The sequence below is a fragment of the Propionicimonas sp. T2.31MG-18 genome (assembly GCF_964266745.1).
In the GTDB taxonomy this organism is placed as follows: Bacteria; Actinomycetota; Actinomycetes; order Propionibacteriales; family Propionibacteriaceae; genus Propionicimonas.
Genome location: NZ_CAXWGX010000029.1, coordinates 130343 through 153295 on the forward strand (window position 1 = coordinate 130343; position 22953 = coordinate 153295).

The window sequence follows — 22953 nt, forward strand, 5'->3', positions numbered from 1 at the left end:
CAATGACGGGAACAACCACCCCGCGCATCGGCGTGCTCGGCCTGCTGCTGGACGCCTACCGCCCCCTCTTCCCGGGCATCCAGGAGCAGCAGGAGTCCTACCTGCGCGACGTCCTGGCCGACCTGTCCGACATCGCGGAGTTCCACTTCCCCGGCGCGGCGACCACCCGCGAGGAGGTCGAGGCCGTCGTCCACCGGTTCAACGCCGACGGCCTCGACGCGGTGGTCATCGTGATGCTGTCCTACGCCCCCGGCCAGCACGTGGTGCGCGCGATGCTCGAGAACCGGCTCCCCGTCGCGCTCGTCCTGATCCAGCCGGAGGAGCGCACGCGTCCGGACATCGACGAGCGCGCACTCACCGTGAACCAGGGGATCCACGGCTCCCAGGACGTCGCGAACTCCCTGCTGCGCGCCGGGATCCCGCTGGAGGTGTACGCGGGCAGCCGCACCGACGGGCGCCTGCGACGGTTCCTCCAGGACTTCGGCGCGGCCGCGGCCACCACGCGGGCGGCGCGGCACCTGCGGCTCGGGGCGATCGGCGCGCTCACCGGCATGGGCGACATCATCGTCGACGAGATGGCCCTGTTCCGGAACATCGGGCCCCAGGTGAGCCATGACGCCGTCGGAGAAGTGTTCCACCGGTGTGAGGCGGTCTCGGAGGAGGCGGTCCGCGAGCGGGTGGCGCGGGACCGGGAGCTGTTCGACATCGACCCGCGGCTGCCGGCGGAGGACCACGCGTACGCCGTGCGGCTGTACCTGGGCCTGCGCGCCTACCTGGACGACCACGGGTACGCCGGCTTCACCGCCCACTACGAGGACTTCGGCGCAGACGGGCGGTTCCGGCAGCTGCCGCTGCTGGCCGCGTCCCACCTGCTGGCGGACGGGTACGGGTACGCGGCCGAGGGGGACGTGATGGCCGCGGCGCTCGTCACGATCATGGGACGCCTGGTGGGCGAGGCCAACTTCACCGAGATGTACATGTTCGACCTGGAGCGGGACGCGATCCTGTTCTGCCACGCAGGAGAGGGGAACTGGGCGACGGCCGGCGACCGGCCGAGGATCATCGACCGCGTGCTCACCGAGGGCGGTCTCGGCAACCCGCCGACGCCCCTGTTCACCCCACGGTCGGGACGGGCGACGATCGCCTCGCTGGTGCACCTCGGCGAGGACCGCTTCCGGCTCGTGTCGGCCTCGGGTGAGGTGCTCGCCCCCGTCCCCCTGCCGAACTGCGACATGCCCTCGTTCTTCTTCCGTCCGGACGCGGGAGCAGCCGACCTGGCCGCGGGGTGGCTCCGCGCCGGCGGGGCCCACCACCAGGCCGTCGTGCTGGGCGAGCACGACGCACGGATCGCGACGTGGTGCCGCCTCAACCGGATCGAACAGCTCCACCTCTAGGTGTCACCGGGCCGTCGACCCGGCCCCGCGTCGCCGCAGCGAGGAGGGCCGCCGCGACGGCCAGGGCAGCGCTGAGGACGAGGGCCTGCGCCACGCCGCCCGTGCCGATGACGGCCCCGGCAGCCGCGAACCCGACCGACGCCCCGATGATGGCTCCGCTGTCGACCCACCCGAACGCCTCTGTCGCGCGGGCGGCCGGGCTCGCTGCGGACACCCGTCCGGCCACGGAGGCGAAGACGGGGGCCACCCCCAGGCCCGCGACGACCAGGGACGCGCAGAGCCAGGCCGGATCCAGCCACGCCGACGCGAGCGCGAGCCCCAGCGCCACCAGGGCCAGCCAGCGCGCCTGCGCCCACCGGTCGGAGGTCCACCGCGCGAACAGGAGCCCGCCCGCGAGGCTCGCCAGGGAGTAGGCGGCCAGGAGCACCCCGCCGGTGAGGCCGTGCCCGCCGAACTCCGCTGCCACGGCGGCCTCGACAGCCGAGTTCGCCGCGACCAGGAGGAGGCTCACGGCGGCGCCCGCCAGGATCGCCGGCTCACGGAGCACCGACCTGCGGCCACGGGACGGTTCCGGCTCTGCACGGGGCACCACCGCGCCGCCGCTCGCCACGAGGACGCCCACCGCTCCCACGAGCTGGAGGGCGGCACCGGTCACGATCGCCCAGGCCGGACCGGCGGCGTTGGAGATGCCGAACGCGAGGAGCGGCCCGAACACGAAGATGATCTCCTGCGCGGAGGCGTCAACGGCGAACGCGCCCGCCCGCTGCTCGGGCGACACCATCGCAGGCAGCAACGCCCTCACTGCGGGCTGGACCGGCGGGTTCAGCAGGCCGCTCACCAGGGCGAGCGCGTTGGTCAGCACGAGGGTTCCGGTCGCCGGTGACGCGCCGGCGGGCAGCACGGCGAGGGCGATGCCCGCGAGGCTCGAACCGGCAGCGGTGGCGCCGATGACCCGGCGGAGCCCCCACCGGTCGACCGCCCTGCTGACGACCGGTGTACCGACGGCGCGGCCCGCCGTCATCATCGCCGCGACGAGCCCCGCGGCGGCATAGGACCCCGTGCGCTCCTCCACCAGCAGGAGCATGCCGATCGGCCAGAGCCCGATCGGGGCGCGGGCCAGCAACTGGGCGATCATCAGGTACCGGAACCGGGGTCGCGCAAGCAGTGCCCCGACCGTCCTCACCAGCGCCGCCTCTCCTCGCCGTCCGCGGATGTCCCGCACTACAGTGACGAATAGTGATCATAGCGGGCCATTTGCAATCATCGAGGTGAGTACACTGCTCGCGTATCAATCACTCAAGCTCATCATGAGGGAGTTCCCGATGCCCGTGCGCTCCGACCAGAACGGTGCCCGCCTCCCGGTGACGGCCGACGACGCCCTGGCCGGGCTGCGTGCGGTCGGGATCGACGCCGGAGACCTCCTGTTCGTGCACTCAGCGCTGCGACCCTTCGGCCAGGTCGAGGGCGGAGCCCTCACCATCGCGCGCGCCCTGGTCGACGCAGTGGGGCCGGGCGGCACGGTCGTCGCGCCCGCCTTCACCTTCCGCCACGAGGCTGAGCCCGATCCCGTGATCGACCCCGGCGAGGACCCGTCCGAGATGGGCGCGATCAGCGAGCACCTGCGCACGCTGCCGGGCGCCCTGCGCAGCACGGCCTACCGACACAGCGTGTCGGCGGTCGGGGCGCACGCGTCCACGATCACGGACACCGATCCCGCGCTCTCGGTGTTCGACCTGCGCAGCACCTTCGGCCGCCTCCTCGCCCTCGACGCGAAGATCGTCCTGCTCGGCCTGACGTACGTGTCGTGCACGAGCTTCCACTTCGGGGAGTTCCTGGTCCAGATCCCCGACCGGCACGTGGTGGAGCGCCACGTCCGGCTGCGCACGCCGGACGGCCGGATCGGGCCGGCGACGATGCTCGACTACCAGCCGCGGCCGACCGACGACGGGCGGGAGTACGAGCACGAGCACGACTTCGACCGCGCGGGCGCGCGGCTCGAGCGCGCGGGGAAGGTCCGGGTCGGGGCCATCGGCAACGCGGTCGTGCGGGCCTTCGCCCTGCGTGACCTGATCCACCTGCTCCTCGACACCTACGGGCTCGAGCAGGACATCTTCTACCTCGACCCCGCGGTGGGGCCGACACGCCTCCCCGACGGGGTCGCGGTCTCCACCGGGGACCTCACCGACGGCGCCGGACGGCTGGTCGAGACCTTCTGGTCGTGCCTCGACCCCGCGCTCATGCACGGCGCAGGCAGGACCGCATGACGCTGCTGTGCGTCACGGCCAACGCAGCGATCGACAAGCGGTACCACCTGCCGCGGGTGAGGGTCGGGGCCGTCCAGCGGATCGCGCAGGTGCACGCGGACGCCGGTGGCAAGGGGATCAACGCGGCCCGGGCAGCCCGTCTGCACGGCGCCGCCGTCGTCGCGAGCGGCTTCTGCGGCGGCTTCGCCGGCCAGTTCATCGCGTCCCGGCTGCGCGACCTGGGCGTGCGGGACGCGTTCGTGCCGGTCGCCGGCGAGAGCCGGACCTGCCTCAACATCATCGACGCGGCCGGCGTCTCCACCGAACTGCTCGAGCCGGGCGCCCCGGTCGACGCCGCGGACGTGGACCGGCTGCGGAGCCGGTTCGCCGAGCTGCTCGGTCAGGTCGACGCCGTGACCATCTCCGGCAGCACTCCCGCCGGATGCCCGGACGACCTCTACGCCGACCTGGTCTCGTCCGCCCGCTCGGCCGGGCTCCCGGTCGTCCTCGACGCCGGCGGTGCGCCGTTCGCCCGCGCGCTCGGTGCGCGTCCCAGCGTGGTGAAGCCCAACCGGGACGAGCTCGCCGCGTGGCGCGGGCGACGGCTCGACAGTCGTGACGACGTCATCGCGGCCGCTCGGGCACTCCGCGACGCAGGGCCGGAGAGCGTCGTCGTCTCGCTCGGGAGCGAGGGCGCCCTCGCTGTCACCGCCGGGCGGACGGTGCTGGCCCACGCCCCGGTCGTCGCGGTGAGCAACGCCGTGGGCTGCGGTGACGTCCTGGTCGGCGTCCTCGCGGCCGGTCTGGCCGAGGGCCTGGACGTCGTCGCGGCCCTCCGGCCAGCCGTCGCGGCGGCAGCGGCGGCCGCCGCGCACCCGCGCACGGGCGTGTTCGATCCGCAGCTCGCCGCGTCGTTCGAGGTTCCCGTCACCACCGTGGAGGAGTCCTGATGACCCGTCGTCCCGCCGAGCCAGGGCGCGCCCGGTGAAGGCCTCGCTGCGCGCCCTCGCCGCGGCCGCCCGTACCGCGGGGACCGGCCTCGGCGCCTTCAACGTCATCCACCTGGAGCACGCCACGGCCCTGGTCCGGGCGGCCGAGCGCGCCGGGCTGCCCGTCGTCCTCCAGGTCTCGCAGAACGCCGTGGCCTACCACGGCGCGCTCGAGCCGATCCTGCTCGCCTGCCGGGCGATGGCCGCCGGTGCGAGCGTGCCGGTCGTCGTCCACCTCGACCACGCCGAGGATGTCGGGCTCGTGCGGGAGGCCGTCCGGCTCGGCGTCGACTCGGTGATGTACGACGCCTCCCGCCTCCCGGACGAGGAGAACCGCGCCCGGACCGGGGAGGTCGTCCGGTTCTGCCACGCCGCGGACGTCGACGTCGAGGCGGAACTCGGGGAGGTCGGCGGGAAGAACGGGGTGCACGACCCCTCGGCCCGGACCTCGCCGGAGGACGCGGCCGCGTTCGTCGACGCCACGGGCGTCGACCTGCTCGCCGTCGCCGTCGGCTCGTCCCACGCGATGCGCACCCGGGACGCCCGGCTCGACGTGGACCTGATCGGGGCGATCGGCGCGCGGGTCCCCGTCCCGCTCGTGCTGCACGGATCGTCGGGGGTGCCGGACGACGGCCTGCGGGCCGCGATCGCGGCCGGGATCAGCAAGGTCAACGTGGCCACCCACCTGAACGGCGTGCTCACCCGGACCATCCGCAGGACCCTGGCCGACGACCCGGCCCTGGTCGACCCCCGCCGGTGGATGGGGCCGGCCCGGGACGCCGTGGCGGACGAGGCCTACCGGCTGCTGCGGCTGTTCGCCGGCGAGTCGGCCGGGGCGGTCACGCCCGTGGCAGCCGCTCGCGGCCAGGCCCAGGCGGAGCGCAGGATGAGGGCCAGGAGCAGCACCTCGATCCCGATGGAGATGCCGTAGAAGCCGGCCCACTCCCACGTCGCACCTGCTGCGTTGAACACCGAGTAGGGGATCAGCAGCGAGGCGACGACGAGGTTCGTGACGCGGTTCCACCGGGCGGGCAGGGTCACCGAGAGCACCACCATCAGAGCCGGGATCGACACGGACACGAGGAAGATGGTCAACAGCGTCGAGCTGATGTCGAACCTCCAGACGAGACCATCGAGGATGCCGTCGACCACGCCGGGCTTGTAGAAGTTGAGGATGTCGACGTAGACGTACAGGAACATGAAGCTGGTCCAGGCGGCGGCGAGCCTGGCCTGCACGGGGATCGCCGGGGTGTCGGGCAGGGTCGCGGGTGTGGTTCGGATGGTCATCGGTGATTCCTCCTTCAGGAGCGGCCCGTCCACCACATCGGAAGTGGGCCGGGCGGGACAGGTCAGGGTGGGGTCGTTCTTGTCGATCCGGTCCTCAGAGGGTGATCACCACCTTCCCCCGGGTGTGGCCGTCGGCGACGTGGTCGAGGGCGTCGGCTGCCTCGCCGAGGACGTAGGTGCGGTCGACGAGCGGCTGGACCTGCTTCGTCGCGAGCAGGTCGGCAAGGGTGAGCAGGTCCGCGCGCCTGCCGATGGACGTGAAGGGCTTCAGGTGCTGCGGGGTGAAGCCGGACAGCAGCCGGGCCTTAAGTATCCGGGGGATGGGGCCGAGCCAGCGGCCGCCGCGTCCGCTGTTGGGGATGAGGGTGCCGGCGGGCGTCAGCACCCGGCGGACGTCCGCGAGGGGGCTGGCCTCCACGTTGTCGAGGATCACGTCGTAGCGCTCGTGGCCGCTGGTGACGTCGGTCCTGGTGTAGTCGATGACGTGATCGGCGCCGAGTGACCGGACCAGGTCGAGGTTGCGGGTGCTGCACACCCCCGTCACCTCGGCACCGAACACCTTGGCGAGCTGGACGGCGAAGGAGCCGACGCCGCCCGACGCGCCCGTGACCAGCACCCGCTGGCCCGGTCGGAGCCGCGCGATGTCGCGCAGTGCCTGCAGCGCCGTCATGGCCGACGTCGGTACCGCTGCCGCGTCCACGTCAGAGAGGTCTTCGGGCACGGGAACGAGGTTGTCCGCCGGGACGCAGGCGTACTCGGAGAGCGCTCCAGCGGCGCTCCAGCCGAACACCCGGTCGCCGGGACGCAGGGCCGTGACGCCCTCCCCGACCGCTGCCACCACGCCGGCGAGGTCCCTGCCGGGGATGCCGTGACGCGGTCGGCGGAGCCCGAACACCAGGCGCACCACGTACGGCTCACCGGTCATGACGAAGTAGTCGCCCGGATGTACCGACGCCGCACCCACCTGGACGAGCACCTCGCCGCGGCCGGGCGACGGGACGCCGACCTCGGCCAGCCCGAGCACGGAGACCGGACCGTAGCGGTGCTGGACGACGGCCCGCATCGTCGCAGCGCCGGCCGGACCGGGCCCGCGCCCCAGGCGCGCTCCGTGGTGCTGCTGCTGTTCGATTCCCATCGGGCCTCCTCACGTCCGGGCCGCGACTCCCGCGACTCGTACACTGTACGTCGTACGCTGTACTATGCACGTACGCTGTACGATCGTCAAGCCGTACATGCGAGGAGGACCGTGTCTGCCGAGGGACAACACGACGTCGCGCCGGGCGCGGGGCTGAGCAAGCGGCGGGTGGTGCTCGAGGCCATCCGGCTCGCCGACAACGAGGGGGTCGACGGACTGAGCATGCGCCGGCTGGCCGGTGCGCTGGGCGCTGGCGCGATGTCGCTCTACCACTACGTGAAGAGCAAGGACGAGCTCCTGGACGCCATGATCGATCTCGTGTTCGAGGAGATCGACCTCCCCCCGGAAGGCGTCGACTGGCAGGCGGCGATGCGGCGACGGTCGGAGTCCGCCCGGCAGGTCCTCGCCCGCCACCAGTGGGCGATCGGCCTGATGGACGCGCGGACGTCGCCGGGCCCCGCCCACCTCCATCACCGCGAGGCGGTCACCGCGTGCCTGCGGAGGGCCGGCTTCCCTGTCCTGATGGCTACCCACGCGAACTGGCTGCTGGACAGCTACGTCTACGGTTTCGCCCTGCAGGAGGCCAGCCTGCCGTTCGACTCCGCCGACCAGCTCGCGGACATGGTCGAGGACGTCTACCTGCCCCAGCTTCCAGCCGACCAGTTCCCCTATCTCAACGAGTCCGCCGCGGCGCTCGTCGCCGCCGGCTACGACCCGGCGGATGAGTTCGGCTTCGGCCTCGAACTCATCCTCGCCGCCCTCGACCCCCTGAGGACCCGTCCCGACGAGGCCCCCGCCGGCCGCTGACCGGGGCCACCCCTCACGACCTCACCGACACCGCCGGTCAGGCCGTGAGGTAGGCGCGCAGACTCGCGACGGCGGGGGCGAACACCTCGCTGGCGAAGAAGCCGCGCCAGTAGTCCAGCTTGTCGGCCTCGCTCTCGAAGTCGGCCCACCACTCCACGAAACAGCGGTCGCCGTCCGTGATCGGGGTCAATTGCAGGGTGGCCACGTAGTCGGTCACCGGGAAGGGCGCCGGCTCGCAGAACTCGTAAACGCAGCGGTGGCTGATGTCGGACAGTTCCAGCTGGTGCTCACGGATCTCGTCGGTTCCGAAGGTGAACCGGCGGATCGCCCCCACGCTGTCGCCGGTCCTCCCGTCCTCGATCCGGCTCGCCGAGACGCTGCCCGACCACCAGGTGGCCAGGCCGTTGAAGTCCCGGGCGACCGCCCAGACCGCCTCGAGCGGAACGTCGATCGTGGTGCTGTAGTACGAACGTGCCATGGCCGGACCTCCTAGGCCTGGGTCACGGGTTGGGGGCTCTCCACCTTCTTGGGGAAGGTGAGCCAGACGTTGAAGACGCCGAGGAGACCGCCGAAGACGGCCATCAGGATCGCCCACACGGCGGCCCACAGCGGCGTGAGCGGACCGCTGACGACCTGCGGGTAGCTGCCGGTGAAGTAGATCGCCAGCACCATCGAGATGCCGTTGAAGAACGGCAGGCTTCCGTCCTGGAAGACCTTGGCCCAGCGCATCGAGTAGACCATGACGGCGACGCCGACGAAGAGGGCCACCATCACGGCGAGGTCGCCGGGGGTCACCAGCGAAGGAAGGAAGGCGAGCAGCGGGATGACGGCCAGGGTGAGGCCGGTGAGGACGGCGCTGTAGGCGAAGGCCGGGACGATGGTCCTCAGCGCGGCCGGCTTCGCGCCCAGGGCGAAGTACTCCGCCCAGACGATGAAGGAGCACCAGACGGCGAAGTTCCAGCCGCCCAGCCACAGCGAGAACGGCACCGAGACGACGACGGTGATCGCGACCGCCAGCCAGAGCGGGATGGTCTCCTTGTACTGTGCTTCCTGAGTGTCAGACATGAGGGTCGTTCCTTTCGTGTGTGAAGGCTCGGCGGCGGACCGTGGCGCATGCGACTCGACGCGGTCCGCCGCACTGCCTGCGGTTCAGCGCTTGAAGGTGATGGCCTTGAAGTCCTCGGTCTGCTTGCGGATGCCGACCTCGGTCGGGAACCGCTCGATGGAGGAGGCCCCGTAGAAGCCGACGATGCCCTCGGTGTGGTCGAGCACGTACTGGGCGTCCTCGGGGTTGGCGATCGGCCCGCCGTGGCACAGGCAGAGGATGTCGGGGTTCACCGACTTGGCGGCGTCGGCGAGTTCCTGCACCTTCGCCGCCGCCTGCTCCAGGGTGAGCGCGGTCTGCGCGCCGATCGTGCCGGACGTGGTCAGGCCCATGTGCGGAACCAGGATGTCGGCGCCGGCCGCGGCCATGGCCTTGGCCTGGTCGGTGTCGAACACGTAGGGCGAGGTGAGCAGGTCGAGCTCGTGGGCGAGCCGGATCATGTCGATCTCCGGCCCGTAGCCCATGCCGGTCTCCTCCAGGTTGGCCCGGAAAACCCCGTCGATCAGGCCGACGGTCGGGAAGTTCTGGACGCCGGCGAAGCCGATCTCCTTGACCTGCTTCAGGAAGTAGGGCATGACCCGGAACGGGTCGGTGCCGTTCACTCCGGCCAGCACCGGGGTGCGCTTCACGACGGGCAGGACCTCGTTGGCCATCTCCATCACGATCGCGTTGGCGTCGCCGTAGGCGAGCAGGCCGGACAGTGAGCCACGGCCGGCCATCCGGAAACGGCCGGAGTTGTAGATGACCAGCAGGTCGATGCCGCCGGCCTCCGCGGACTTGGCGGTGATGCCGGTGCCGGCACCACCTCCGATGATCGGCTGGCCGGCAGCCACCTGAGCCCGGAAGCGGGCGAGGATCTCTTGGCGTGACATGTCGCGTTTCTCCTTGTGAATCGGTTACTTGCTGGTGATGCGGTGATGCAGGGCCTCGGCCATGGCCCTGCCGAAGCCGGGGTCGTTGATTGCCTGGTCGACCTCGTGGACGACGACCGTCGAGCCGGCCAGCCCTGTGCGCAGCGCTGCGAAGAGCTGCTCGTCGGCCTCGGCGTCGCGGAACGGGGCCCCGTCCACGTCGATGGCGCTGACCCCGCGCAGAGGGATGAACAGCTCGGTGGGTCCGGTGGCGGCGGCGAGCTTGGCCGCGATCCGGCGACCCAGTTCGGCCATCTCCTCCCCAGTGGTACGCATCAGGGTCACGGTCGGGTTGTGGACGTACAGGTTGCGTCCGGCGAACTGCGCCGGGACGGTGTCCATCGGCCCGAAGTTGACCATGTCGAGAGCGCCGAGGCCCACCACCTGGGGCAGCCCCGTCGCGCCGGCGATCTCCAGCCGGTCCGGCCCCGCGGACAGCACGCCGCCGACCAGGTCATCGGCCAGTTCGGTCGTGGTGAGGTCGCAGACTCCGGCCAGCAGGCCCGACTCGACCAGCTTCTCCATCGCCCGTCCGCCGGTTCCGGTGGCATGGAACACCAGCACCTCATAACCCAGGCCGGTCAGCGTCTCGCGCGCCTCGTTGGCCGCCGGGGTGGTGACGCCGAACATGGTCACCCCGATCAGCGGCTTGTGCTCGCCGGCCGGCGAGGCGAGCCGCTTCTCGTAGGCGACGGCCATTCCGGCGATCGCGGCGCAGGCATTGCCGAGCACCATCGCAGAGATCGAGTTGATCCCGGCGACATCGACAACGGAGTACATCAGCGTGGTGTCCACCTCGCCCACGTACGGCTTCACATCGCCGGAGGCCATTGTCGAGACCAGCAGCTTCGGGAAGCCCACCGGCAACGCCTGCATCGCCGGAGCGGCGACCGACGACCCACCCGAACCGCCGATGGCGAGCAACGCGTGAATGCGTCCGGCCTCGGCCAGATCGCGGACGACCGCAGCGGCGCCGGTGCCCATCACCGCCATCATCTCGCCGCGATCCCGGCGCGCCCGCACCGCGGCGGCGTCCACCCCGGCCGCGGCGATCACCTGGTCGGAGCTGATGTCGGCACGCTCGCTGGTGGAGAAGGAGCCCGTGTCGATGGCGAGAGTCGCCACCCCGAGCCCATGCAAGAGATCCAGCAGCCAGGCGTACTCCTCGCCCTTGGTGTCGAGGGTGCCCAGCAGGGCAACAGTGGCCATGTAACACTCCTTCGTGTCGCTATGGGCAACACCGTAGAAGCGCTGCGGAGGCTCGTGCCGATCCAATTCGCACCAATTGGTCCGGTGCGCCCGGGGGCGCCGGCGACATACTGAAGCGGTGCTCGCCACGCGCATGGACACCGCCGAACTCAGCCGGATGCTCGGCGGTTGGGCCGACCCGGCGGTACCCCTGCCCGAGGCTCTGGCGAGCTCGCTGATCGAGCTGATCCACGCCGGCTTCATCCCTGCCGGCAGCGCGCTTCCCGCACAACGTGACTGCGCTCTGGCGCTCGGCGTCTCCCGCGCCACCGTCGTGGCCGCGTACGCGGTGCTGGAGGCGCGTGGCTACCTCGTCTCGACCCGGGGCTCCGGGAGCAGGGTCCGGTCCGGCTCCGCCAAGGCCGCCGCGCTGGTCGAAGGCCGGCTGTTCTCCTTCACCCGAACGGACGTGGACGTGATCGACCTCTCCACGGGTGCCCTTCCCGCCTCACCGGTGGTTCGGGAGACCCTGGCCGAGCCGCTGGACGAGGAGCTCCGTCCCTACCTCGACACCGACGGCTACTTCCCGGCCGGACTGCCGGTCCTCCGCCAGGCCATCGCCGAGCACCTCAGCGGCGACGGCATCCCGACCCAGCCGCAGGAGATCCTGGTCACGGCGGGCTCCCAGCAGGCGACGTTCCTCTCGCTGCGGAGCGTGGTCGCCGCCGGAGACCTCACCCTGGTCGAGGACCCCAGCTATCGGGGCGGGCTCGAGGTACTGAAGACGCTCGGCGCCCGGATCGAAGGCGTCCGCACGACGCCCGGAGGCCTCGACCTGGCGCTGCTCGAACGGGCGGCTGCCCGCAGGCCCACCGCGCTCTACTGCCAGACCAGCATCCACAATCCCACCGGCCAGACCATGCCCCCACGGGCCAGAGCCGAACTCGCAGGGATCATCGCGGCGCACGGGATGCTCACCATCGAGGACTGCTGCTCCTACGACCTGACCCTGCAGGGCCCTCCCGCGGCGACGCTCGCCGGGCTCGTGGACCCGGAACTGCTGATCAGCGTCGGCACCCTCTCGAAGCTCTTCTGGGGCGGCCTGCGGATCGGCTGGGTCCGCGCCTCGCAGAGCCGGATCAGGCAGCTGCTGGAGCTCCGCAAGGTCGAGGACCTCGCCACCTCTGTGGTCGACCAGCTGCATGCGGTCCGGCTGCTGAAGCGGGCCGACCGGGCGCGGCACCAGCGCAGGGACATGCTCACCACCCACCTGAGCGCCACCGAGGAGGCGATCCGCGCGCACTTCCCCGACTGGACCTGGCGGGGGATCAAGGGCGGCTCGGGGCTGTGGATCGACACCCACAGTGATGCGCTGGCTCTCGCCGAGACCGCCAAGAGGGCCCGGGTGAAGCTCGCCCCCGGGCCGGGCTTCTCCGCCTACGACGGCCACCGGTCCATGCTTCGGCTCCCGGTCTGGCACGAGCCCGAGCTCCTCGAACGCGCGCTCCACCTCACCGCCACGGCGCTCAGGCACTGACCGGGAGGGCTGTCGGGTTCGCCCCCCGAGGGGCACGCGAATCGAAGAGGGCGCCGGACGCGCCCACGGCGCAATCTGACCGCCACGGGAGCGGATTGTGATCAGGCAAGGAGAATTCCGGAGACGAGCTGTCCAGGCGGCGTCACCCCCGGCCACGTGGCGGAGGATACGAGATTCGAACTCGTGAGGGCGGGGTCTGCGACATCTGGCCCGATTGAGGCGGTTTGCGGCTCGCTGACTAGGGCTTTTAGTGCTCAAGCGGGCCGGTCCTTGGAGTCGCGAAGTGGGCTGAAGTAGGCTGTGTTCCGACTGCTAAGGGAACGCTAAGGGAACGGAATCCGGGAGGTCAACTTGCCGCGAGGAGTGCCGAAAGACCCCGGCACGAGGTGCCGAATGATCAAGGCCGACGGCTCTCGGTGCGGACTCACTGCCGCGAAGAGCAAGAAGGCGAACGGCTACTGCTATCAGCATATGGGGGAACAGAAGCGTCGTACCTGGGGAGCGATCAAGAAGCTCCGCAGCGGCTACCACGCCAGCTACGTCGGCCCCGACGACCAGCGCCACTACGCCCCGACCGTGTTCATGGCCAAGGTAGACGCCGAGGTGTGGCTCGCCAAGGAGCGCCGCCTCATCGACCTGGACGAATGGACCTCGCCCCTGGCCCGCGAAGACGCAGCCCGGGAAGCCGAACGGCGCGCCAAGGCCGCTGCCCTCACACTTCGCGAGTACGCCGACCCATGGGTCCAGAACCGCCACAACCGCGACGGCCAGCCGCTGAAGGCCCGATCCCAAGCCGACTACCGGCGCCTACTGAAGGCGAAGATATATCCCACGTTCGGGGACACCGAACTGAAGGACATCACCAAGGAGGACGTCCTAGCCTGGTACCGCACCCTCGCCAAGACGCCCACCGAGCAGGCCTCGGCGTACGCCTTGATCCGGACGATCCTGACCACCGCCGTCGAGGACGAACGCATCCCGGCCAACCCCTGCCGGATCAAGGGCGCAGGCAAGGCGCCGGTCAAGCACCGGGTCGAGATGGTCACCAGCGAGCAAATCGCGAAGCTGCACGAAGCGATGCCGGAGCACTACAGGCTCACCGTCCTGCTCGGCGTGTGGTGCACGCTGCGGATCGGCGAGATCCTCGAACTGCGGCGCGGAGACGTCACCATCACCCACACCAAGTCGAAAGACGGGACGCCACTCGCGGTCGCGGTCCTCCACGTTCGCCGGTCCGTCCAGCACATCGAGGGCAAGGCGGTCATCGACACACCCAAGACCGCCGCCGGCGCCCGAGAGGTGCACGTCCCACCAGCCCTCATCCCCGACCTCGAAACCCACCTCGCGCTGCACACAGAACCCGGACGGATGGGGCTCCTGTTCCCGTCCCGCACCGGCAACCCACTCCACCACCGAACCTTCGGCAACTGGTGGAACAAGGCCCGGATCGCCGCCGGCCGGCCGAACCTACGCTTCCACGATCTCCGCCACACCGGCGCGACCATGGCCGCCCAGTCGGGTGCGACGCTAAAGGAGCTCATGGACCGCCTCGGTCACACCACCCCCAAAGCAGCGCTGGTCTACCAGCACACGGCCGCCGATCGGGACCAACTCATCGCCGAGCGGCTCTCAGAGAAGATGGCGCGCGATTCGGAACCGCGCGAGCAAGGTTGAGCCTCGCATGGACGGATGCCAGAGCCTTCGGGGCCAGGCAACATGAGCAATGACCGCCAGGTTGAATGCTCCTGCGTCCGAGTCCCCCTTCCCTCGCGGGACAACTTGCCACCTCGTGGATGTGCGCGCATCGCAATGAAGCCCTGAGCGTCGGGAGCCAGTACTACACTCGCGCGTATGCCGACGGGGGAAGCCCGCACTGTGCTTCAACACGTGCACTTGCAGGGCAAGAGGTTCTCTGAGGGAGCGCTTCCACTCTCAGCCACCACAGAACTGCAACGCTTTCAGTATTTGCTCGAGCGAGTCGCCAAGTCGCTCTATCTGGCGGAGCACCCCAACCGGCACAAAGTCAGGACTGAGGCCCTTGGCATCTTGGGGTTTGATCTCGCGATCACCCGGCTTGGCAAGGGCTCCGTAACTGTTGATTTGGGCGTAAGGCGGTCGGCGACGCCCATGACTCTGAGCGACGACTACCTGGAACGGGCGCGCAGACTGATCGAGGAGGCCTTCGCCGATTTGAGCGAGTCGGAAACGGTCCCCCAGGCCTTTCCGAAGGAGCTGGTCCCAGATCTCGCCCTCATGGGCGTTAGCCTGAAGGAGGGTGAGACCCTCACCTGGGCCCCCTCGAAGCGGCAAGCACCCAAGAGCCGCGCCGTGCTCACCAACAGAACTACGGAGCCGATCCGCGGGTTTGTTCCCGACAAGTCCCCCCAGGAACGCCTTCTGCACGTCTACGTCGTCGGCGTGTGCAGTTCCCCTCTCGAGTTCACATACCAGTTCGAAGCCGGCGAAAGGTCCCTTCGAGGCCAGTTCAGAAACCCGGATATCTTCCATCAGCTTCGCGAGGTCTGCGGGTTCGCCAAACGCACGCCGTTGGTCGCGCTGACCGTAATGCGAAACCGAACTGGCGATCGCAAAGTTGTTGATGTGCTCAGCGTTGAAGCTTTGCTGCCGTCTGAATGGTCGGCCAGGTTGGAGGAGCTCTCCGCCTTGCCAGACGGATGGCTAGATGGTGAGGGACAGGCTGTGAGCAAGGAAGCGCTCCAGACCGCTGAGGCCTTCTTGTTCATGGTGCTAGACGCCGGCCTCCCACGCCCTGGCGTCTATCCGACGCCCGACGGCGGCATCCAGATGGAGTGGGCTGAGGGTCCCGAGGATCTGGAGGTGCTCGTCGCTAACGGCGGCTCGATCCGGATCTACTTCGACGAGGAGGAGCCTGACGGTTTCGTGGGTACACCAGCCTTGGTCTTCTCGCGTGCTAGAGAGGCCCTCGGGAAGTGACGGTCATGTTCCCTTCGCTCTCTCCGGGAGAGATCTGCCTCACGACATCGCCAACGGCTCTCCTCATGCGACATGTGCATCCCGCCTTCCTGGATGACGGAGCGCCGAGCAGTCAGGCGTTTGCGCCGACCGCGAAAGACCTCGGATGCCTATCGGTGATCCAGCGGACCCTCGTACAGCCCGTTGACGCCCATATGGAACATACCGTCCGGCTTGGTCTGCAGTCGGTCGGAATCTGGGCCGTCTCAACGGCCGAAGCAGTAGCCGCGGGCAGCCGCGCGGTCGACGACTGTGCTGCCGCCTCGAAGCCCGCCACCCCTTTGCCACCTGGTCACGCCTACTTGGACTTCCGGGACCTCGGTGGATCCGCGCGCAAGGAGAAGCGACGCGCCCAGGCTCTGAAGCGTTACGCACTCGAACGTGGGTGCGTCTACCGACCTTCGTGAGTGGAGGCAACGCCGCCATCGGCCTTGGGCACCCCACGGTCACCGGGGACCAGATGCGCGTCGTCTGACGAAGACGCGAGCTGCCCTTCAACGAGTTCTCGCCGTCGCCGAAAATACGCGCTCCGGATCGCGACGAGCTTTCTCCGCTTCTCGGTGGTTTCGTCGGAGAGCCTGAAGGCGACAATCGTCGCGACAAGCAGCGCGGCACACACCAACGACTTCCACGGACTTGCTACAACGGCCTGCAGGATGCTGGGCGCTCCATCGGCGACGTCGGCCAAGAGCGCAAGAAAGCCAACAAGGCCAGCCAGTGCAAGAGGCCACGAAATCGCAGTGACGCCGTTCCGCGCCTCGATCAACGCATCCTCTACGTGCAGGAGCCAGTCCTCAACAACGGCGGCCGAATCCACGTCGGCGGCCGCTGGGTAGGTCACGCCGTCGATCTCTTGGGCGGTCGCGACGAGAGCGGGCAACTGGGGGCTCTGGCGGGCCGGGTCCAGATGGATTGCATCGGCTGGCTTGGGCATGAGGTAAGCGTAGAGACCGAAGCGAAAGGTATGCGGCTCCCGACAGCTCCCGTATCGGAGGCTCGACGACACAAGACGCCCCCTCTGAGCGGCAGGCGGGACTTCGTCTGCCTCTGCCTCGGATCGGCGCCGGCCGTCGACGCGCGCAGCTCTGGCTCCTGACTCCTCGGCGCGCCGGCCGATTGGCGGACGGCCCTTGGCGCACGCGCCAGTCGAGATTCTGACCGCCGTGTCATGCCCGAGTGCGCTCACCCCGGCCGGGTCCTGCTAGGTGGAGGTGGAGTCAAGCGCGTCCGGTGGTGGCTCGAAACCGAGTGCTTCAGCGGCAGGCCAAACGGCGGAAGCGATCCTGGCGAGCTCGGTTCCGCGCTGATTGATCGAGGACTCGTCCCAGTCTGGCACTGAAGCAATCGCCACATTGAGCAGGACGGAGCTCTGCTTCGCGAACTCCGGCTGCTTCTCCGCCCAGCCGAGATTCGACACCGACCCGTTGAAGTGCTGTGTTACCAAGGTCAGGTTGCCGATTCGATTCTTGGCTTGGTTGCGCACCTCAATTGCCTTTAGTCGGTCTAGCTCGGTAAGGGAGTCGTCCAGTGGCCAGTGAGCTTCCCAGCTCCCGGGGAGCACGTGCTCGATCTGCAGACGGCTGTAGTCAACGCTGGCCGGCGCCTGCTTCAGGTCATCTGAGCGAAGCCTGCTGTCAATGGCGCCGAGCACTAAGCGCTGACGCTGTTGGTTCTGAGCGTAGAAGTTGTTTTCGAGCATTGCGGTTCGCAGCTGATCGTCGTTGGGCCAGCCAGCGCGCTGCAGTGCCGCGACGATGGCGTGTCGTACGTCGCAAGGTTGAGCGGACCTTGCGTCCGACATGACCTTGACGAAGATCTGGCCGTAGTTGCGAGTCCCCCAGCCAGCGCCCGCGATCATTCGGCGAACGGTGAAGGACTCAACCGCCTGGACCGCTCGTCTGTGGTCGTCTCTGCTCAGCATCTCCTCTGGCAACGTGCGCAGCCAGGTCAGCAGTGGGACTGCGGTGAGATTGCCGAGCCTGATCAGATTGTCGTAAGCGCGGCGCAGCACCTCATCGTCTACTACTCGCTCGCCGTACACCTCCTGATACGCGTGCGCGAAGGCCTTCAGGCCCGAAAGCAGCTCCTCCGTCTGGGGCTTCTCACGGTCGAGGTAGGCGCGGACTTCCCCGTAGAGGTTGCCAACTGAAACCTCTGTTGCAGTTGTTGCTGTCAGCCAGACCGACAGAAGGACGTCACGCTGGCCGCGTGCCGCGTGGCCAGTGCCGACCTTCTTCTTCCACCAGTCATCGTCGAAGCCGGCCCAATACTTGTCGTACATGGCATCCAGATGCTGCGCCTTATCGAACTCGGCTCGCAGAAAGATCAGGTTCTTGACCAGGTCCGACGCTGAGAGAGGGGTCTGGCGACCGTTCAGCACCTCGAAGATCACCTGAGCATCATCATTGTGGTCGAGATCGATCACAACGATCTTGAAGAGAGTGTCCACGGCGTCGACCAATGCCCGCAGGCGCTCCGCTCGCTCACTTCCGTTGACCTCACTCAAGGACTCTCGCGCAGCCTTTGCGAAATAGCGGCGAGCCTGCAGGTAGAGGTGATCGCTTCTGCCGTGGGCGGGCACCTGGTCGGCCATGACGACCGGCCAAAGCAGTCGGTCGTCCCTCCTTGGCCAAAGTTTGTAGACGTCCTCTGGTGCCGCGCCGCTGTCTTCATCGTTGCCAATCATCTTTGCGAGCGACTTGGCCTTGCCTCTTAAGTCATCAGCCCCGTCTACTTCCTGCACCACGTCCAAGAGGCCCCGCAAGAGAAGCTGGACGGTGGTGAGCCGCTGTTGCCCGTCGACCACGGACCTCAAGGCCACACCCCCGGCAGGGAACGGCAGGGAGTCACAGACAATCGCACCGAGGAAGTGCGGCGAAACGGTCGCTTCGTCAGGCTGGGATCCAGTCATCAGTGCGAACTGCCGCCTTTGGTAGAGCCTGTCGGCAGTAGCAACCAGGTCCTCGAAGAGGAGCCTCCACTGGCCGTCTTCGGTCCATTCATAGCTGCGCTGGAATGTCGGCACGATGTACCTACGTTCCGGCTTGAGGATCTCGCCGAGCGCCCAGGTCTTGGCTTCCACGCCATCCCACCTCTCACGCCTTGGGTCTCATCTCGCTCAGCTCGGGCGGCCGAGCCAGGTGTCGTCACGATCCTCGTGGCTTGAGGACGTCTGGCCGGAGACTATCGCCGCCCGCTCCCCACGGATGCTATGGCGCACCGGCCGCCCCACACCGGCTGACCACCCCAAGACGGCAAGTCCCGGCCGGCTTTCGATGACGTCCGAGACAAAGCCGACCAACCATTGCGGCGACTAGGTGTACTCGGCCATCAGGTTGGTGACAGTCGGTTGATCGGGGGGTGGCCTCCGAGTGCGGTGTGTCGGCGTTCAGTGTTGTAGTAGTTGAGCCATGGGGCAAGGGCGTCTGCGCGGTCGGTGTTGGTGGTGAAGGGCTGGGCGTAGGCCCATTCGGCTTGCAGGGTGCGGTTGAACCTTTCGACTTTGCCGTTCTGCCATGGGCTGTGGGGCCGGATGAACTTGTGGGTGATGCCGCGCTCGGCCAACAGGTTCCGGACGTCGTTGGATCGCCGGTAGGAGTAGTGGTTGTCGGAGATGAGCCGCTCCACGGTGATCCCGACGCTGGCGAAGTGGTCCAGGGCACGGGTCAGGAAGTTGGCGGTGGTGGCGCCCTTCTCGTCGGGCAGGACCTCGGAGTAGGCGTAGCGGGAGTGGTCATCGACGAGGGAGTGGATGTAGTCGTAGCCGGTCTTGGCGTTCTTGTGGGCGGCAGTGTCGCCGGCTTGGCGGCCGTGGAGTTTCCAGCCGCCCCCGGCGGGGATGCGGCCCAGCTTCTTCACATCGGTATGGACCAGCGAGCCGGGGTGGTCGTGCTCGTAGCGCACCCCGGTGGTCTTGGATGCCCGGATGAGGATCCCGGTGATCGGGTCCAGTTCGTGCAGGTAGGGCAGCTGGTGACGCCGCAGCACCCGAGACACCGTCCGGGCTGGGATGCCGAGCTCGGGCCCTAACCAGTCCTGGCCCCGGCGTTCCTGGCTGCGAACAGTGATGATCCGGGCCTCGACCTCGACGCTGGTGCGACGCGGGCTGTGGTGTGGCCGGGAGGATCGGTCCATCAGGCCGGCCTCACCCGCGGCTTTCCACCGGTTGATCCAGCGGTGCGCGCACTGACGCGACACCCCTTGCGCCTTGGCCGCATGCGCCACCGGCCAGCCCTGCTCGATCACGCGCTGCACCAACAGCCGCCTGCCGAACACCGTCAGATGAGCCCTACATTGGGACACGGGAGAACCTCCTTGGGATGTGGACCTTCGCAAGTCACACCCCAGTGGGGGTTCTCCTCTTTCGTCAACCAGCCGGTGTCACCCACGTCCTGGCCGAGTACAACTAGGTCGCCCTCGACAGGGTTCGGTTCGGGTGTCACGACGGCTCTCGCGCCCTTGCTTCATTAGTGTTAGGAGCACCCCAAACCCGACGGAGGACCAGCGTGGCACGAGCAGCCGACGTCGCAGAGGACCTGCTCGTACCTGGCAAGGTCGTGCGTCTCAGGGAACGCTTGTGGCGCGTCGACTACCGCGACGGGCACGTGTTCAGCGCCACCGCACTCGACGGCCGAGACAACACCCCAGTGAGGTTCCACTCTCGGCTGGAGGATGTGCAGCCGGGTGCGTTGCCGTTCCCCGACGCGGGCACGGTCGGGGACGCGTCCGAACAGCGGCTGCTACTCGACGCCTACAGGTTCTCCCTACTGCACGGAACTGCACCCATCCTGGGTCTTCAACGCTCTCGGGCGATTCCCACGGACTTCCAGATCGTGCCACTGCTGATGGCCTTGAACACCGAACGGGTACGGCTGCTCGTCGCCGACGACGTGGGCACGGGCAAGACCGTGGAGGCAGGGCTCATCCTGTCCGAACTGCTTGCCCGCGGCCGGGCCCGACGCGTCCTGTTGTGCGTGCCCGCGAACCTGCGCGAGCAGTGGCGGGACACGCTCGACACCATGTTCCACATCGATGCGACTGTGGTCGCCGGCCACCTACTACCCGCTCTTGAACGGAAGCTCCTGCCGGGCCAGAGCGTGTGGGCTGCCCACGACGTGGTGATCGCCAGCATCGACTACCTGAAGACACGAACCGAGGAGGTTCTCGCACACCAGTGGGACGCGCTGGTGGTCGACGAGGCCCACTTGGCGGCGGCACCGCACGCGTTCGCGGGCCGGTCCTCCTCGGACATGGAACGGCACGCGTTCGTACGCACGGCCGCCGACCGCTGCCGGCACCTGCTGTTGCTGACCGCAACGCCGCACAACGGGTACAGCGACTCCTACCAATCCCTGTTCGAGATGCTCGACCCGACTCTTGTCACCGACACCGCGCTCGGACGCAGGCTCGACCGGACCCGCGCGCGCGAGTCCCACGTCGTCCAACGACGCCGCGCCGACATCGAGGCCTGGTACGGGCAGCGCGGCACGAAGTCGCCGTTCCCGGCCAGGAACTCCGACGAGGTGATCGTCTCCCTGAGACGGAGCGCCGACCTGCGGGCGCTGATCGACGAGCTGACCGGCTACACCGGCGAGCTGTACGGCGCGTCCACGACCACCATCGGCAAGTGGGTCGCCGCGCACCTGCACAAGCGGCTGCTGTCCAGCCCGGCCGCGTTCCGCGTCAGCATCGACAACCGGCTGAACGCCATCCGTCGCCAGGCCGCGCTCGATCTCGGCGACCAGGCCACCCGCGCCGCCGCCGACGCCACCACCGACCAAGTGTTCACCGAAGACGACGAACTGGACGCGGTGCACCTGACCGCCCGCGTCGACCTGCCTCAGGACGCCGAACTCGCCCGCCTGAACACGATCAAGGATCTCGCCGCAAAGGTCACCGCGGCGAAGGACCCGAAGCTCGCCGAGCTGCTGCGCCTGCTGCCCGAACGCATGAACGCCCACCCGAGAGCCCGCCGCGTTCTCGTGTTCACCAAGTTCAAGGACACCCTCGACTACCTGGAGAAGAACCTCACCCGGGCCGTTGGTAAGTCGAAGGGGCTGCCCGACGGTACTCGCGTCTTCACCATCTATGGCGACATGAACCTCGCCCAACGCAACGCCACGTTCGCCGAGTTCGAGGCCACCGAGCAGGCGGTCCTCGTCGCTACCGACTGCATCAGCGAGGGTGTGAACCTGCAGCGGGCATGCGCCGAGCTCATCCACTACGAACTGCCGTGGAACCCGAACCGGATCGAGCAACGCAACGGACGCATCGACAGGTTCCAGCAGCGCGAACCGTTCGTCGGCATCCGCACCCTCGTCCTTGACGACGCCCTCGACGCGAGCCTGCTCTACCTCATCGTGCAGAAGTCCGAGCAGATCCGCGCCGACTACGGGTTCGTGCCCCCGTTCCTCGCCAACAGCGACATCCTGCTGTACCTGTCCGACCCGGGCACCGCGTTCCGGGCGAAGCTCCGCGCCGCCGGACACCTCCAACCCACCCTGTTCGACGAGACGGTCCTGTTGGAGTCTGACCCCGAGCTGGCCCGGCTCACCGACGAGAGCGTCGCGGGCACCGACGTGCTCGAACGCGTCAAGGAGGAGTCCTTCTACGGCCAGACCGGCATCTCCCTCACCGCGATTGAGGACGCCTTGAACGAGTCTCGCCGGGTCACTGGCACCACGGACCAGGTCGAGAAGTTCACGCTCGCTGCGCTCCGCCATCGGCACGCGACCGTCACCACGGACGGCCACGTGCACACCGTCGAGTCCGCGCCCTCGACCGTGGACGACGTGGCTCCGGCCGGGCACAGGTTCACATTCGACACCGGACTCGGCGTGGACGACCCGACCCTCGACGTGGTCGACCTCGCCCACCCGCTCCTGCGCCGGCTCATCGACCTCACCCTGGACGAGGCCCGCCTGCCCGAGTGCCGGGGCCGGGTCGCCGCCCACAACGCCGTCCTCGACACCGGACGCGCGGCCGTCCTGCACGTACTGTTTCGCTACGTCGCCAATGCCGACCCGCCCGTCCTACTCGAAGAGCTCGTCCCTCTCGCGCAACGCACCAGCGACCCCGGACAGACGTTGGACGCCGCGACAGTGCTGTCCGCCGCCCCCGGGCGGGGCGCGCCGTACGTCGGCGACGTGCGCGACGACGCCGCCGACACCCTCTCCGACCCCGGCCTGGACGCGCGCCTCACCCAGGTCGCTGGCGAACGGGCCAGCATGCTCGCGGAACGCCACGGCCGTCTGACCGCGGCGTGGGCGGACGGCCTTGCCGACGTACAACCCACCTCCCACGACCTGGTTGCGATCACCCTCGTCTACCCGGAGGTGACCCGATGAGCGACGTGAGCCTCATC

Annotated in this window: 18 protein-coding genes and 1 pseudogene; 9 read left to right on the forward strand and 10 right to left on the reverse strand. The window is 68.8% G+C overall.

The genetic code is table 11. The features are described from left to right. Nucleotides 1-2: 2 nt before the first annotated feature. Entirely contained in the window at nucleotides 3-1394 is a 1392-nt protein-coding gene (locus tag ACFQQJ_RS16510; RefSeq protein WP_377108229.1) for a hypothetical protein, read from the forward strand. On the opposite strand, the gene ACFQQJ_RS16515 is transcribed toward ACFQQJ_RS16510, so the two are convergent. After that, entirely contained in the window at nucleotides 1366-2616 is a 1251-nt protein-coding gene (locus ACFQQJ_RS16515) for an MFS transporter (protein WP_377108231.1), read from the reverse strand. The two genes, ACFQQJ_RS16510 and ACFQQJ_RS16515, sit on opposite strands and share 29 nt — an antisense overlap. A gap of 46 nt (nucleotides 2617-2662) precedes the next feature. Here ACFQQJ_RS16515 and ACFQQJ_RS16520 point away from each other — a divergent pair, with 46 nt between their 5' ends. From ACFQQJ_RS16520 to ACFQQJ_RS16530, 3 genes are read left to right on the forward strand one after another with little or no spacing between them, the layout of a single operon-like run. After that, entirely contained in the window at nucleotides 2663-3658 is a 996-nt protein-coding gene (locus ACFQQJ_RS16520) for an AAC(3) family N-acetyltransferase (protein ID WP_377108233.1), read from the forward strand. Next, nucleotides 3655-4587 carry a 1-phosphofructokinase family hexose kinase gene (locus ACFQQJ_RS16525; RefSeq protein ID WP_377108235.1) on the forward strand — a complete coding sequence of 311 codons (933 nt, stop codon included), beginning with the start codon at nucleotides 3655-3657 and terminating at the stop codon, nucleotides 4585-4587. Before ACFQQJ_RS16520 ends, ACFQQJ_RS16525 begins: the two co-directional genes overlap by 4 nt. A gap of 34 nt (nucleotides 4588-4621) precedes the next feature. Further along, nucleotides 4622-5557: a ketose-bisphosphate aldolase gene (locus tag ACFQQJ_RS16530; protein WP_377108236.1), complete on the forward strand. Its 936-nt coding sequence runs from the start codon at nucleotides 4622-4624 to the stop codon at nucleotides 5555-5557. A gap of 14 nt (nucleotides 5558-5571) precedes the next feature. Here ACFQQJ_RS16530 and ACFQQJ_RS16535 read toward each other — a convergent pair. Together ACFQQJ_RS16535 and ACFQQJ_RS16540 are read right to left on the reverse strand one after the other, a co-directional pair. Beyond that, nucleotides 5572-5913 (reverse strand): annotated as a pseudogene (locus ACFQQJ_RS16535) (DUF6326 family protein); the annotation flags it as partial. 94 nt (nucleotides 5914-6007) lie between these two features. Further along, complete coding sequence (locus ACFQQJ_RS16540) at nucleotides 6008-7048, reverse strand: NAD(P)-dependent alcohol dehydrogenase (RefSeq protein ID WP_377108238.1); 1041 nt, start codon at nucleotides 7046-7048, stop codon at nucleotides 6008-6010. 111 nt (nucleotides 7049-7159) lie between these two features. On the opposite strand from ACFQQJ_RS16540, the gene ACFQQJ_RS16545 reads away from it, so the two are divergent. Then, nucleotides 7160-7855, forward strand: a complete 696-nt coding sequence (locus ACFQQJ_RS16545; protein ID WP_377108240.1) for a TetR/AcrR family transcriptional regulator — start codon at nucleotides 7160-7162, stop codon at nucleotides 7853-7855. 37 nt (nucleotides 7856-7892) lie between these two features. Here ACFQQJ_RS16545 and ACFQQJ_RS16550 read toward each other — a convergent pair whose 3' ends face one another. The 4 genes from ACFQQJ_RS16550 to ACFQQJ_RS16565 form a co-directional block, all read right to left on the reverse strand. Next, the gene (locus tag ACFQQJ_RS16550) at nucleotides 7893-8333 is read right to left on the reverse strand and encodes an SRPBCC family protein (protein ID WP_377108242.1); all 441 of its coding nucleotides are present in this window, start codon (nucleotides 8331-8333) and stop codon (nucleotides 7893-7895) included. A gap of 11 nt (nucleotides 8334-8344) precedes the next feature. Further along, a complete protein-coding gene (locus tag ACFQQJ_RS16555) occupies nucleotides 8345-8920 on the reverse strand; it encodes a DUF1097 domain-containing protein (RefSeq protein ID WP_377108244.1) in 576 nt (191 codons plus the stop codon). Between the two features lie 84 nt (nucleotides 8921-9004). Then, complete coding sequence (locus ACFQQJ_RS16560; protein ID WP_377108246.1) at nucleotides 9005-9832, reverse strand: phosphoenolpyruvate hydrolase family protein; 828 nt, start codon at nucleotides 9830-9832, stop codon at nucleotides 9005-9007. A 24-nt stretch (nucleotides 9833-9856) separates the two neighbouring features. Next, complete coding sequence (locus ACFQQJ_RS16565; protein WP_377108248.1) at nucleotides 9857-11080, reverse strand: Tm-1-like ATP-binding domain-containing protein; 1224 nt, start codon at nucleotides 11078-11080, stop codon at nucleotides 9857-9859. Nucleotides 11081-11198: 118 nt separating this feature from the next. Between ACFQQJ_RS16565 and ACFQQJ_RS16570 the strand changes: the two genes are divergently transcribed. From ACFQQJ_RS16570 to ACFQQJ_RS16580, 3 genes are all read left to right on the forward strand, one after another. Further along, on the forward strand, nucleotides 11199-12596 hold the full coding sequence (locus ACFQQJ_RS16570; RefSeq protein WP_377108250.1) for a PLP-dependent aminotransferase family protein: 1398 nt from the start codon (nucleotides 11199-11201) through the stop codon (nucleotides 12594-12596). 393 nt (nucleotides 12597-12989) lie between these two features. After that, nucleotides 12990-14270, forward strand: a complete 1281-nt coding sequence (locus tag ACFQQJ_RS16575; protein ID WP_377108252.1) for a tyrosine-type recombinase/integrase — start codon at nucleotides 12990-12992, stop codon at nucleotides 14268-14270. A 177-nt stretch (nucleotides 14271-14447) separates the two neighbouring features. Continuing rightward, a complete protein-coding gene (locus ACFQQJ_RS16580) occupies nucleotides 14448-15551 on the forward strand; it encodes a hypothetical protein (protein WP_377108254.1) in 1104 nt (367 codons plus the stop codon). Nucleotides 15552-15981: 430 nt separating this feature from the next. Here the strand turns inward: ACFQQJ_RS16580 and ACFQQJ_RS16585 are convergent, their stop codons facing one another. The 3 genes from ACFQQJ_RS16585 to ACFQQJ_RS16595 all read right to left on the reverse strand — a co-directional run bounded on the left by ACFQQJ_RS16585 (nucleotide 15982) and on the right by ACFQQJ_RS16595 (nucleotide 19892). Continuing rightward, nucleotides 15982-16524: a hypothetical protein gene (locus ACFQQJ_RS16585; RefSeq protein WP_377108256.1), complete on the reverse strand. Its 543-nt coding sequence runs from the start codon at nucleotides 16522-16524 to the stop codon at nucleotides 15982-15984. 267 nt (nucleotides 16525-16791) lie between these two features. Then, nucleotides 16792-18672, reverse strand: a complete 1881-nt coding sequence (locus ACFQQJ_RS16590) for a DUF262 domain-containing protein (RefSeq protein ID WP_377108258.1) — start codon at nucleotides 18670-18672, stop codon at nucleotides 16792-16794. Between the two features lie 248 nt (nucleotides 18673-18920). After that, nucleotides 18921-19892, reverse strand: coding sequence for an IS481 family transposase (locus tag ACFQQJ_RS16595; protein WP_377108260.1), 972 nt, complete (start codon nucleotides 19890-19892; stop codon nucleotides 18921-18923). Nucleotides 19893-20095: 203 nt separating this feature from the next. Between ACFQQJ_RS16595 and ACFQQJ_RS16600 the strand changes: the two genes are divergently transcribed. Continuing rightward, the gene (locus ACFQQJ_RS16600) at nucleotides 20096-22936 is read left to right on the forward strand and encodes a helicase-related protein (RefSeq protein WP_377108262.1); all 2841 of its coding nucleotides are present in this window, start codon (nucleotides 20096-20098) and stop codon (nucleotides 22934-22936) included. Nucleotides 22937-22953: the final 17 nt, after the last annotated feature.